The following is a 12193-nucleotide window of genomic DNA, read 5'->3' as shown; positions in this document are numbered from 1 at the left end:
TTCATTATAGGAGTAGCCTTTGAACGCTAGGGAATGGGGGCTTATCCATCCTGTCACCCAGGCAGTCCTGCTAAACCGTGTGGATACTCGCCATTTACCTGTTTGAATCCAAAAGCGAGAGACGCAGGCGCGCAGCCCCTTCCGCCCCAATAGCGCTGTGATCAAAATTTTTGGTTGTAGGACCTTCGGGGATGGCGCAGCATTACGCCCCCCAAATAGCTACCCGAATGAATGCAAGGCGCTGCCTACCAAAATGTTATGACTTCCACCGCAGAGCAAAAAATCTTATTTCGCTGGCGGCGCGCCGCGCTCGAGGACCACTTACGTGCCTTGACCCCCGGGTGGCGTGATCAACCCCTGATCATCCGGAGCCGCGAACTGCCTTTCAATGCCTCCTTCGTCAACTATGTCCGACACCACCGCTTAATTGACCCAACGACTGGCCAGCAGGTAGATCTCGTCGAGAAATCGATTCGCAAAATTGGATTCTTAAGTAGCCAAGAGGCGCGTTTTTACCGGGCACAGGGTATGCTTTCTGAATCGAAGCGCTTCCGTCACCCGCCCTGCCTTGGCGTAATAGAAACGCCTTGGGAAAGCATTATTTTCACGGCGTATGTGCGCGGCAAACCCCCGCGAATGCAGGCGATTGCCAGATATTTGGGCCATTGCATTGCAGAGCAGGAGCACCTCAGCCATCAATATCTACGCTCCCGGCCAGGGCGGGAAAAGCCCTTGCTTTGGAGCATGGACTTCTTTCAGCCTTGGTTTTTGCTGCGCCCGCGCTTTAACTTCGCTCGCTATTTAGACAGTTTCGCGAGACTGGCACATGAAGACCGGATGTTCTTAGGAATCGCTGATAGGCTCAAAGCTTTCGTACCCCTGACCAAACGCTTAGCTAAGCAAGCACGAAGCAGCCAGCGGTGCATTAGTCATATGGATTACTTACGTAAGAACCTGTTCGTAAACCGAGGCCACTTGCACCTGATCGATTGGAGCGAGGTTAAGGTTGGACGCATAGGTTTTGATGGTGGGGCGTACCTGGGCAGCCTGTTCAGGAGGAAAGACCTAGCGGTATTCCTCTCGGCAGAGGCTCAATTCATAGAGGGGTACCTCGCTGGTCTGCCAACCCAGTACTCACACGAAGAGGCCCTTCGTAATTTGCGCTACGTGTTCCTGTTGACAGCTCTGTATCACACGCTGCGCCCTGAAAACATCTGTGAACACCGCACCTTAGGAACCTTGCCATTGCTCCTAGAAAAATGTGAACACTTACTCACCCTGCTTTAATTGGATATCACTATGATATCACCCTCCGAAAAATGGTGAAATCTTGGAGATTTCTGTCGTATTTTTTCTGGGAGGCCATCCCAAAAACCTGAATCTGTATTAAGATTCGTCGCTTAAAATCGCCCACTGGATTCATAAGGCCTTCTGACCTTAGCTGTCCCGGCACCGGAACGCCGCTACACGTTTATGGATGATGCTTTGCCTCGCCAACGCTTGCTGATCCTGTCCAAAGGGGCTCAGCAGATCACCACCTTACCTTCGCTACTGCCCGATTTCGAGCTGCAGAACGGAGCTGTGGGTGACGTTCTAGCGACCGACTGGGTGATGGCATGGGGACGTAAACCGAGCGCTCATCTGGCCATGGCCGAGGCGTACAAGGCAGGTAAGCCAGTGCTAACCATAGAAGACGGTTTTGTCCGCTCTGTGGGGCTAGGTGCAGAGGAGCCACCGCTGTCCTTAATCGTCGATGACGTAGGGATTTATTACGATGCCAGCCAGCCCTCGCGATTGGAGCAGTTGATTACAGAACCGCTGACAGCAGACCAGCATCAACGTGCTACGGCGCTGAAAGCGCTGTGGCAGGATCAGCGCATCTCCAAGTACAACGATGCGCGCATTGAGCAGCCTGCTCTACCAGAGAACTGTGTGCTGGTGGCAGACCAGACTTTGGGCGATGCTTCGTTGCAAGGCGCAACAGCTGGTGATTTCACGGCGATGCTCCGTGCGGCTCTGGCCCGTTACCCCGACAGCACTGTTCTTCTCAAAATACATCCTGACGTGCTGGCTCGGCGCAAGATGGGACATTTCGACTTGGCTATGGTAGCAAAGCTGCCGCGTGTGAAGATCCTGACCCAACACACACATCCAGCCGAGCTTTTGCCCAAGATGCGTGCGGTTTACGTAATGACATCCCAGTTGGGGTTTGATGCTTTGTTATGGGATGTAAAGGTCCACACTTGGGGTATGCCATTTTATGCAGGGTGGGGCTTGACTGAAGATCGCCTGCCGGCACCAGCGCGACGCACTCCGGTGTGCCTTACCCAGTTGATTCATGCCAGCCTGGTGCGCTATCCGCGCTACGTCTGCCCGGAACGGGGCATTCCGTGCACGCCAGAGTCCTTGATCGAATGGTTGGGGCTGCAACGCCGCCACCGCAGCTTGCTGCCAGCTTCCGTGCAGGTATGCGGGTTCAGTCGCTGGAAAGAACCATTAGCAGCGCTCTTTTTCAGCGGCAGTGCAATTCGGTTCGTCAAACCTAAAAAGCGCGCATCCCCCTCAATGCCAGTGGTGGCTTGGGGATGCAAACATGATGCAGAGTTATCGAATCATCCCTATCCAGTCCATCGCGTGGAGGACGGCTTTTTACGGTCTGTCGGCTTGGGCGCTGGCAAGGCACGCCCGCTTTCGTGGATAGTCGATGATGTGGGGATTTATTACGACGCCACACGGCCATCACGCCTTGAACACATGTTAGCTAGCGGTAATTTCGAGGCCGCACTGCTAACCCGCGCGCAAGCGCTACGCGAGTCAATCTGCAACGCGGGGCTTACCAAATACAACCTTCCCGGAAAGCCCTGGCAACGGCCACCAGACGCACAAACAGTCATTCTCGTTACTGGACAGGTCGAAGGTGATGCCTCTATCCGCTTCGGCGGCACCAGCATTTTCACCAATTTGCAATTACTGCGCGCCGTACGCGAGAAAAACCCTCACGCGTGGGTGCTTTACAAACCTCACCCAGAGGTACTCGCAGGTACCCGCTCGAGCGGCAGCGATGAAGCTCAGACGGTTCACTGGTGCGACGAGGTGATCGGCGACACCCCCTTGCAACAATTGCTTGCAGTGGTGGACGAAGTTCATGTTCTTACTTCGCAATCAGGCTTTGAAGCACTGCTGCGCGGGGTACCGGTTACCACTTACGGCCAGCCTTTTTACGCGGGCTGGGGGTTGACTGTTGATCATGAATTGGATGAGCAAGTTCGGCGCCGACGCTGTCGCCCCGTGACCTTGGATGAATTGGTAGCGGCCACGCTGTTGCTTTATCCCACGTATGTGAGCCTGGTAACCAATCGTTTTACCACAGCCGAACAGACTCTCTACGAATTACAACATTGGCATGCATTACCGCAGCCCGGAGCAACTTCTAAATGGCAGGATTTGAAACGACGGTTGAGCAGTTTGCTGGGCAGGAAGCGCCCGGCCAACTGATCGTCGAACCGACGCGTCGTCCGCTATTAGGGATTCCGCGTAACAATTTTTTGTTTTTGCAAAGTGTCAGCTCGCCCTTCTTCAGTCGACTAGCCCAAGGGCTTAGAGCGATTGACCAGCGCGTACACAGCATAAGTTTCAACGTCGGTGATGTACTTTACAGCTCGGGTTCGCGCCGCCGCTGCGGGCTGCAAACGGGAGAGCTGGAGGGCTACTACTCTCAGGTTTTTCGGGATTTAGACATTACCGACCTGGTACTTTTTGGCGACTGCCGTCCAGTGCACCAAGTGGCGATAAAGCTTGCTCGCCTGCAAGGTATCCGCGTGCACGTGTTCGAGGAAGGCTACTTCCGCCCTTACTGGATCACCCTGGAACGTGATGGTGTTAACAATAATTCACGCTTGCCGCGGGACCCGGAGTGGTACCGCGAAGTGGGCAAATACATCCCGCGCTACCAAAACGGCAAGTCATTCAAACTGTCCTTCACGGCACGCGCAGCACATGATGTGATTTATCATGCAGGCGGCGCGCTCAACGCCCTGTTCTACCCGAAATACCGCACCCATGCGCCCTTCAACGCCGCAGTGGAATACGCTGGTTTCATCCGCCAAGGCCTGCGCCTCCTCCGCGCCCGCAGCCGCGACGACGCCCTAGTCGCCGACGTCGCCTCTGAGCGCCAGCCCACCTACCTGCTACCACTGCAACTGGACAGCGACGCGCAGATCCGCGATCACTCGCCGTTTGAGAACATGACCCAGGTCATCGAGCACGTGATCGACTCGTTCTCGCTGAACGCTCCGTTCAATGCCCGCCTGTTGGTCAAGAACCACCCGTTGACGCCTGGGCTGGTTAACTATCGGCGCGTCACCGAGGCGCTGGCCCGTGAATACGACGTAGCCGATCGGGTCGAGTTCATGGAAAGCGGGCATATGCCAACCCTGCTCTCGCACATCAATGGCATGATTACCGTCAACAGCACCGCCGGCGCATCAGCCATCCTCCACGGCCGCCCAACCATCACGCTGGCCGACCCAATCTACGCCATGCCTGGTCTGACCCACCAAGGCGCGCTGGCCGATTTCTGGCAATCCCCGGACATGCCAGACATCAAGCTCTTTCATCGTTTTCGCAACACAGTCATCCACACCACCCAGGTCAACGGCGGTTTCTACACCGGCTGCGGCATCGACATGGCGGTCACCAATTGCCTCGAAGTGCTGATGGCGAAAACTTCAAGAATCGAAAAATACCTATGAACCACACCGCTTCACCCCGCTGCATCCTCATCACCGGCGCCACCGGCGGCATCGGCGGCGCGCTGGCGCCTGCCTATGCCGCGCCGGGCGTGACGCTGATTCTGCAAGGCCGGCGCCTGGACCGCCTGGATGAGATGGCCGAGCAGTGCCGCGCCTTGGGCGCCGAGGTACTGCTGGAAGCCATCGACGTGCGCGACCTGGATGGCCTGCGGGCGATGGTGCGGCGGGTTAGCGAGGCGCATCAGCCAGACTTGGTGCTGGTCGGTGCCGGGCTTAACACGGCAGTGGGCGCCAATGGCGAGGCCGAGTGCTGGGACGACAGCCGGGCGTTGCTCGAGGTGAATGTGATGGCGGCGCTGGCCACTGTGGAAGCGGCGCTGCCAGCCATGCGCAGCCGGGGCCATGGGCAGATTGCGCTGTTCAGCTCGCTGGCGGGCTGGCGTGGGTTGCCGGTTACGCCAACCTACAGTGCCAGCAAGGCGGCGATTCGGGTGTATGGCGAAGCGATCCGCGATTGGCTGGCGCCGGAAGGGGTGAAGGTGAATGTGATCGTGCCGGGCTACGTGGAGTCGAAGATGTGCTTCGAAATGCCGGGGCCCAAGCCGTTTTTGTGGACCGCCGAAAAAGCGGCCAAGCGCATCAAGCGTGGGCTGGCTGCTAACCAGGCGCGTATCAGTTTTCCGTTCCCGCTCAACCTGGGCACCTGGCTGCTGGGGCTGATCCCGCAGTGGCTTTCTTCGATGATCCTGCGTGGGCTGAAGTACAGTGATTGATGTTTCTCTGCTGCCGGTTGCGTTGATCGGCCTGATGCTGACCGTGCTGGTCGAACGCCTGTTGATACCCCGCCCTGCCCTGCGCCGCCCGGCTGACTGCTGGTTGCTGCATGTGGGGTTGTGGTGCGTGGGGTTTGGGTTGCTGTATGCGCTGACCGCGCGGCCGCTGTTCAGTGGTGTGAACCTGCTGTTGCTGTGGGTGCTGATCGTGCTGGTGAGCAACTCGAAGTACCACTCGCTGCGCGAACCGTTTGTGTGTGCGGATTTCGAGTACTTCAGCGATGCGGTGAAGTTTCCGCGGTTGTATTTGCCGTTCTTTGGGTTTGGTAAAGCGGCAGTGCTGGCGGTCGGGTTTCTGGTTTACCTGTGGGCGGGGTTGCGCTTCGAGGTGCCGGGGGCGCGGGTTGAGGCGTTGCTGCCGGTGGTGATTGGCCTGGGGTTGCTGCGGTTGGGGCATCGTCGGGTGGTGCCGAGCTTTGATGCCGAGCGCGATGTGCGGGGCTGGGGGTTGGCGGCTAGTTTGTGGCGGTATTTTTGGGCGGCGCGGGCACCGGTTGATCAGGCTGGGTTGAGGTCGCCGTTTACTTGTGAGGGTAGTGTCAGGGCGGCTGGCGCATTCGCGGGTAAACCCGCTCCCACAGGGAATGGGGGTGGGGTGGGGTCGCCGGTTGACTGTGAGGGTAGTGTCAGGGCGGCTGGCGCATTCGCGGGTAAACCCGCTCCCACGGGGAATGGGCTGGCGGACTTGGTGTCGGTGCAGAGCGAGTCGTTCTTTGATGTGCGTGGCTTGTGGCCTGGCGTGCGGGCTGAGGTGCTGGGCGAGTATGACGTGCTGGCCAGCCAGGCGCTCGCGCGGGGCAAGCTGCAGGTGGCGGCGTGGGGGGCCAACACGGTGCGTACCGAATTTGCCTACCTCACGGGCATCCCGTCCGAGCGGCTTGGCGTGCACCGTTTCAACCCTTATCGCGTACTGGCGCGCCGGGGCTTGCCGAGCATCGCTTCGCGGCTGAAGGCGCTGGGCTACCGCACGGTGTGCATTCACCCGTATGACGGTGGGTTCTACGGCCGCAATAAAGTGCTGCCGGCGTTGGGCTTCGATGAGTTCATCGATGTGCGCGCGTTCAACGCGTCGCAAAAGGCTGGGCCGTTCATTGGCGATTGCGCGGTGGCGCAGAAGATTCGTGAACTGCTGGAGGCGCCTGGGCGTACTCAGCCGTTGTTCATCCACGCGGTCACCATGGAAAACCACGGGCCGCTGCACCTGGAAAGCGTGGCCGAGCACGAGCTGCCGGCCTGGTTCGACCGCCCGCTGCAACCGGGCATGCAAGACCTGGCGCCTTACCTGCGGCATATCGGCAATGCCGATCGCATGCTTGGCATGCTGCGCGAAACGTTACTGAGCCAGCCCAACGAGGCGCTGCTGTGCTTCTTTGGTGACCATGTACCGATCCTGCCCGAGGTTTACCAGGCAGTCGGCGCGCCGGCCGGCGACACTGACTACCTGATCTGGTCCAACCGGCGCCAGCCTGGCAGCCAAGCGTGCCCCATCGCTGTACACAAGCTGTCCAGCGCACTGCTGGCACACGCCCAGGCGCCCGCACAGGGCCAGGCGGCGCACAGTGCCGTGGCTGGGGTAGCCTGAAAACGTGGTGCGCATTGTTCTGGGATCGGACCTGGCGCCGGAGCGTGCCGCAGACCCTGCCTTGGCCCAGTTGCTGACCCAGGGGCGCGGTTCGCTGGCGTTTCTGATTGGTAACCCTGCTTGCCGCTATCGTCTGCTGGGCGGGGCCATCCACTGGGACCGCGTGCTGCTGGCCTTCGAGGGCGAGCAGGCGCTGGGTTTTGCCGCCTTGAAGCATGACGGGCGTGGGCCATTTGCGTTGCACTGGCGGCCGTTCATTCGCGAGTTCGGGCTAATCAGTGGCTGGGTGCGCTTTGCCGGGTTTTGCCTGAGCGAGCTGCGCGAGTGGCGTTACCCGTTCTTGTTGTATGGGCTGCGCGTGAGCAAGGCAGCTCGCCAGCAAGGCATGGGGGCGGCGTTGGTGCAGGCGTGCTGTGCGCATGCGGCCAAGCTGGGCTTTACCGAGGTCGAACTGGAAGTGCCGCTGAACAACCCGCGGGCCAAACGGCTGTACCTGCACAATGGCTTTGCCCTGCGCCGCAAGCGTTGGGTGCCGTTCCCGCCGGTGCGTGGCATGTGGCGGGGGGTGCCATGAACCGTATTGAAGCGCCGGCAGCAGTGGCCTTGCAAGCACTGGTGGACGGCCCGGGTTGGGTCGGCATCATGTCGCAGTGGGTTGCCTGGAAGGTGCTGCACCTGCCGCAGTTTCTTGGGCCCGAGGGCCCGCCCTTCTGGCTCTGGCGCCGGCGTAGCAAGGCACCGAAGGGGCTCAAGGCGATTGCCGGCATCGGCTACAAACAGTCTTCTGCGCAGGCGCGCGTGTTGTGCCAGCGCTGGGGGCTGCCTTATATCGCGCTGGAGGACGGTTTTTTACGGTCTTCGTCGCTGGGCATCGAAGGCGACACGCCGATGTCGATGGTGGTTGACCCGATAGGTATTCACTACCTGGCAGACCGGCCTTCGCTGCTCGAGAACATCCTGCAACAGCCCGAGGCGCTGACCGAGCATGAGCTGGAGTGCGCGCACGCGCTGATCTCGCTGATGCGCAGCACGGGCATCGGCAAGTACAACAATGCCCAGGACCTGCCTGCAGACGACCCGCTGGGCCGTGAGCGGCCGTTGGTGCTGGTGGTTGACCAGACGGCGGGCGACTATTCGATCCCCGGTGGCGGTTTGTGCGAAGCGGACTACGTGCGCATGCTCGATGTCGCTTTGGCCGAGCACCCTGATGCCGATGTGCGGGTGCGTATTCACCCAGACTGCCTGGGCGGGCAGAAACCCAGCTGCCTGCTGGCCGCAGCGCAAGCCCGGGGCGTGCCGCTGGAGGCACGGCCAGTGGCGTGGGCGTCGTTGGCCAAGCGGGCGCAGCGGGTGTATGTGGGCACCAGCCAGGCTGGGCTCGAGGCGTTGATTCAGGGCGTGGCGGTGACCTGCTTCGGGCTGCCGTTTTACGCTGGCTGGGGCCTGACCGACGACCGCATGCCCATCCCCCGCCGCCAGGCGCGGCCGAGCCTGGAACAACTGGTGGCGGCGGCGTACATCCGTTATTGCCGCTATGTCGACCCGCTCACCGGCCAGCTGACCGATGCGCTGACCGTCGCTCGCCAGCTGGCGCGCAAAAAGGCACGCGACACTGAATTTGCCGGGCCTACCACGGTGCTGGGGGTCAAGCGCCACAAGCAGCACAACATTCGCCGCTTCTTTGCCAGCCGCTGGGGCCAGCTGCGCTTTACCGTGGATAGCCCGCAACTGGTGCAGCAGGTGGCGGCAGAAAACGGCCGGCTGCTGGTGTGGGCGGCGCGGGAGCCCGCCAGCCTGGCAGAACGCGCCCGCCAGCAGGGGGTGCCGATCTGGCGGGTCGAGGACGGCTTCATGCGGTCCACGGGGTTGGGGGTGAGTAACAGCCCGGCCCTGTCGTTGGTGCTGGACCGTGGCGGCATTCACTATGACGCCGCGTCGGACAGTGACCTGGAGTGGCTGCTGCTCAATACCGACTTCGATGACGCCAGCCTGGCCGAAGCCGCGCAGTTAAGGGCGCAGATCGTCGCCAGCGGCACCAGCAAGTTCAACCTGCGCAGCGGGCCGATTCCGCCGTTGCTGGGCCAGCCGGGCCAAGCACGGGTGCTGGTGGTGGGCCAGGTCGAAGATGACGCTTCGGCGCTGTGCAGTGGCGGCGGCGCAGGCTGCAACCTGCGCCTGCTGCAACGGGTGCGCGCGCAGTTGCCGGACGCCTGGATCATCTACAAACCCCACCCGGACGTCGAGGCCGGCAAGCGCCAGGGCCAAGTTGCCCCGGCGCTACTGACGGGCCTGGCTGACCAAGTGTTGGGCGGTGTCGATATCGCCAGCCTCTACGGCCAGGTCGATGCGCTGCACACCTTGAGCTCCACCGCTGGCTTCGAAGCGCTGCTGCGCGGCGTGCCGGTGGTGACCTACGGCACACCGTTCTACGCCGGCTGGGGGTTGACCCACGACCACCAGCCGCTGCCGCGCCGCACCCGGCGCCTGACCCTGGACCAGTTGGTAGCCGGCGCCCTGATGCGCTATGCGAGCTATGCCGACGTTCAGCAAGACTTGCCCTGCGATGCCTGGCACGCCCTCGCTTGCCTGTCGATGCCGCGCGCTGCGCGGTTGGCCGAACACCGGCGCGTGGCGCCGCTGCTCAATTACTCCCGGACCATGCTCGGCTGCGGCCGGCCACTGGCCCCATCAAAGGACTAGAACATGCCCGTATCGATCAAGGACATCGGCCGCTATGCGGCGCTCCCCTGGCATTGCATGCAACTGGCCACCCACGCGAAATCGTTCGAGAACAACCCGGTGCTCGGCAGTGCGCGGCTCAATGCGCTTGGCCTGCATGTGCAGCGTCGCCAATTGGCGATGGCCATGGCCAGCTACCGTCGCCAGGCCCTGGCATCGCGCCTGGATGCCGGCGAGCGTGCGCATTTTGAGGAAAACGGGTTTTTCATCCGCGAAAACGCCCTGCCCGCTGACCAGTTCGCGGCGTTGCGCGCCGAGCTGGGTGCCTTGCGCAGCACGGGTTGGGAGATGCGCCAAGGGCGTGCGGTTACCCGCCGGGTCAGCCTTGATCAGGATGTGCTGGCCAGCAACCCGGCCAGTGCGGCGTTTGTGGCGGACCGTGGGGTACGCGACCTGATTGCCTATGCATCGTCCAACACGGGCGGCATTACCTACCAGCTGCAGTCGATCATCATCGATGCTGCCAATGCCGACCAAGACCCGCAAACTCGCCTGCACGCAGATACCTTCCACCCCACCGCTAAAGCGTGGTTATTCCTGGATGACGTGGCCGACGACCAGGGGCCGTTCAGTTATGTGCCGGGGTCGCACCGCCTGACGCCCGAGCGCCTGGCCTGGGAGTATCAGCAGAGCCTGGGCGCTGCCCGCTCGACCGAACAGATGCACCGCGAGGGCTCGTTCCGTATCGACACCCCCGACCTCGCCGCCCTCGGCCTGCCCCAGCCGCGCCGCTTTGCGGTGCCCGCCAATACCCTGGTGGTGGCCGATACATCCGGCTTCCACGCCCGCTGCGCCAGCCACCAGGCCAGCCACCGGGTAGAAATTTACGCCAGCTTGCGGCGCAATCCGTTCATCCCTTGGCGCGGCGCGCACCTGTTTGCCCTGCCGTGGATTGCCAACCATCACATGCGCTGGGACATCCGCCTGAAGCGCTGGATGGGTTTTGACAAGAAGAGCCATTGGCGGTTTGTGGAGCAGCTGAATGCCTATGAGTCGCCGCATATTTAAGGCGGTTATCCCGTCGGTCAGCACGGACCTGTAGGAGCAGCCTTGTGCTGCGAAGACGCCAGTGGCAGCAACGAAGATTGATTGCGCTAGCACCGGCCTCTTCGCAGCACAAGGCTGCTCCTACAAGGGACTGCGCCTGGCGAAAGCCCTTGCGTGCGCTCAGTTATTCCTTCGGTCAGCACAGACACCTGTAGGAGCAGCCTTGCTGCGAAGACGCCAGTGGCAGCAACGAAGATTGATAGTGCTAGTACTCGCCTCTTCGCAGCACAAGGCTGCTCCTACAAGTGGCTGCGCGTGACGAAAGCCCTTGGGTGTGCAAGATTAAAAGCTGACGCCAAGTTTTAGACCGTATTCATCCCGCACCTGAGTGTCCGTTGGGGTCATTACAAACTGCCCGTCCAACTCATATTCAAAGCGGCTGTAATACAACGAGGCAATCACCGGTATCATCCCGTCCTGATTGAACAGCAGGCTCATTTCAGCAAACGGGTGAGTGCCATCTTTCAAGTCCACTTTCTCGTTGCTGATGCCATGGATCTCCAATTGCGAATCACCATTGATCAGCTTACGCACGCCAGCTTCGAAACGTAGGGTCGCAGTATTGAACCTGTAGTTGTAACCCAACGCCACCTTGGCAAAAGGCGTGCGGTTGGTGAGGTCGATGTCGTACTTGCGGTTGTTCGGCTGCAGGCGGTTCCATTTGTAACCGCCGCCCACCAGCAGGTCGACGGAATGGCGCTCAGCCAGCGTAATACGCCAGCCCAGGTCGAGGTCGGCCTGCGCGTCCTTGACCTTCTGGTTCTGGTGCTTGCTATAGAGGCCACTGAGTTCTGCCTGATAAATGAACCCGTCGGTTGACGTCATTTTATTGCCGAAGTTAATGAATGCGCCGCCTTCTGGCATATGTTCCGTGTCGGTTTTACCGTGCCCGGTGAATTCCTGTTCGGTGTAGCTTCCCTGTAAGCCAAACGCAAAAGCCGGTGCAGTGTGAGAAGTCGCATCGCAAACGGTTGGCACGGCGCAGACGCACGCCGATACAACAGCAGCAAGAGTCACTCTGCTCATAAGTACTCCATCGGATACACGACGGGCCCAGGGGGTGGCCCGGTTAATGATCACGATAGTCGTATTTTTTAAAGTTGCAGGCGTTACGCAAACTTTACACAGACACTTTTTCGCGTCGTTTTAAAGAGGAATTATTTAGATGTTTAACACTAGAGCGCTCGAAGTAAGTTCGGCTTTTCTTGCTTCGATTTAATATGATTAGCCGCTTTGCTGTG

9 protein-coding genes are annotated in these 12193 nt (G+C 60.5%); 8 read left to right on the top strand and 1 reads right to left on the bottom strand.

The features are described 5' to 3' along the window. Positions 1–258: 258 nt before the first annotated feature. The 8 genes from D886_RS0122110 (at position 259) to D886_RS0122075 (ending at position 10913) form a co-directional block, all read left to right on the top strand. Entirely contained in the window at positions 259–1287 is a 1029-nt protein-coding gene (locus D886_RS0122110) for a phosphotransferase family protein (RefSeq protein ID WP_027595985.1), read from the top strand. 186 nt (positions 1288–1473) lie between these two features. After that, positions 1474–3495 carry a capsular polysaccharide biosynthesis protein gene (locus tag D886_RS0122105; RefSeq protein WP_027595984.1) on the top strand — a complete coding sequence of 674 codons (2022 nt, stop codon included), beginning with the start codon at positions 1474–1476 and terminating at the stop codon, positions 3493–3495. Then, positions 3435–4751 (top strand): capsule biosynthesis protein, encoded by a 1317-nt coding sequence (locus D886_RS0122100; protein WP_027595983.1) that lies wholly within the window; start codon positions 3435–3437, stop codon positions 4749–4751. Before D886_RS0122105 ends, D886_RS0122100 begins: the two co-directional genes overlap by 61 nt. Beyond that, positions 4748–5524: an SDR family oxidoreductase gene (locus D886_RS0122095; protein WP_027595982.1), complete on the top strand. Its 777-nt coding sequence runs from the start codon at positions 4748–4750 to the stop codon at positions 5522–5524. The genes D886_RS0122100 and D886_RS0122095 overlap by 4 nt, the downstream gene beginning before the upstream one ends. Positions 5525–5531: 7 nt before the next feature. After that, positions 5532–7166 (top strand): LTA synthase family protein, encoded by a 1635-nt coding sequence (locus D886_RS0122090; protein ID WP_027595981.1) that lies wholly within the window; start codon positions 5532–5534, stop codon positions 7164–7166. A gap of 4 nt (positions 7167–7170) precedes the next feature. Continuing rightward, positions 7171–7740, top strand: a complete 570-nt coding sequence (locus D886_RS0122085) for a GNAT family N-acetyltransferase (protein ID WP_027595980.1) — start codon at positions 7171–7173, stop codon at positions 7738–7740. Continuing rightward, entirely contained in the window at positions 7737–9866 is a 2130-nt protein-coding gene (locus tag D886_RS0122080; protein WP_033694313.1) for a capsular polysaccharide biosynthesis protein, read from the top strand. The genes D886_RS0122085 and D886_RS0122080 overlap by 4 nt, the downstream gene beginning before the upstream one ends. Before the next feature lie 3 nt (positions 9867–9869). Next, a complete protein-coding gene (locus D886_RS0122075) occupies positions 9870–10913 on the top strand; it encodes a phytanoyl-CoA dioxygenase family protein (protein ID WP_027595978.1) in 1044 nt (347 codons plus the stop codon). Positions 10914–11234: 321 nt separating this feature from the next. Here the strand turns inward: D886_RS0122075 and D886_RS0122070 are convergent, their stop codons facing one another. Beyond that, positions 11235–11978 carry a hypothetical protein gene (locus D886_RS0122070; protein ID WP_027595977.1) on the bottom strand — a complete coding sequence of 248 codons (744 nt, stop codon included), beginning with the start codon at positions 11976–11978 and terminating at the stop codon, positions 11235–11237. Positions 11979–12193 lie beyond the last annotated feature (215 nt).

It is taken from the genome of Pseudomonas sp. LAIL14HWK12:I7, from assembly GCF_000483465.1.
In the GTDB taxonomy this organism is placed as follows: Bacteria; Pseudomonadota; Gammaproteobacteria; order Pseudomonadales; family Pseudomonadaceae; genus Aquipseudomonas; species Aquipseudomonas kermanshahensis.
The sequence above is the reverse complement of the archived record's forward strand: the minus strand, read 5'-3'. Positions and strand labels throughout refer to the sequence as shown.

What these genes read in the sequence shown, in the direction of transcription:
- D886_RS0122110 (WP_027595985.1), top strand. Translation starts at nt 259, where the DNA reads ATGACTTCCACCGCAGAGCAAAAAATCTTATTTCGCTGGCGGCGCGCC.
- D886_RS0122105 (WP_027595984.1), top strand. Translation starts at nt 1,474, where the DNA reads ATGGATGATGCTTTGCCTCGCCAACGCTTGCTGATCCTGTCCAAAGGG.
- D886_RS0122070 (WP_027595977.1), bottom strand. Translation starts at nt 11,978, where the DNA reads ATGAGCAGAGTGACTCTTGCTGCTGTTGTATCGGCGTGCGTCTGCGCC.
- D886_RS0122100 (WP_027595983.1), top strand. Translation starts at nt 3,435, where the DNA reads ATGGCAGGATTTGAAACGACGGTTGAGCAGTTTGCTGGGCAGGAAGCG.
- D886_RS0122095 (WP_027595982.1), top strand. Translation starts at nt 4,748, where the DNA reads ATGAACCACACCGCTTCACCCCGCTGCATCCTCATCACCGGCGCCACC.
- D886_RS0122080 (WP_033694313.1), top strand. Translation starts at nt 7,737, where the DNA reads ATGAACCGTATTGAAGCGCCGGCAGCAGTGGCCTTGCAAGCACTGGTG.
- D886_RS0122075 (WP_027595978.1), top strand. Translation starts at nt 9,870, where the DNA reads ATGCCCGTATCGATCAAGGACATCGGCCGCTATGCGGCGCTCCCCTGG.